Genomic DNA, 303 nt, shown 5'->3' on the forward strand with positions numbered 1-303 from the left:
AGTGATTCATTAAGTGATTCACTTTCAGATAGTCATTCTCTAAGCGATTCAGTCTCTGATAGCAACTCAACTTCTGATTCAATCTCTGACTCAGTCTCTGATAGCAACTCAACTTCTGATTCAATCTCTGACTCCGTCTCTGATAGTGCGTCAACTTCTGATTCAATCTCTGACTCTGTTTCTGATAGTGCATCAACTTCTGATTCAATCTCTGACTCAGTAAGTGATAGCAACTCAACTTCTGACTCACTCTCTGATAGTGCGTCAATATCTGATTCAATCTCTGACTCAGTCTCTGATAGC

General features: G+C 39.9%; 1 pseudogene. It reads right to left on the reverse strand.

The features are described 5' to 3' along the window. Positions 1 to 32 precede the first annotated feature (32 nt). Positions 33 to 303: pseudogene (locus IAE51_RS12060) on the reverse strand (hypothetical protein); the annotation flags it as partial.

The organism is Lactococcus sp. S64 (assembly GCF_016516525.1).
Taxonomy (GTDB): Bacteria; Bacillota; Bacilli; order Lactobacillales; family Streptococcaceae; genus Lactococcus; species Lactococcus lactis.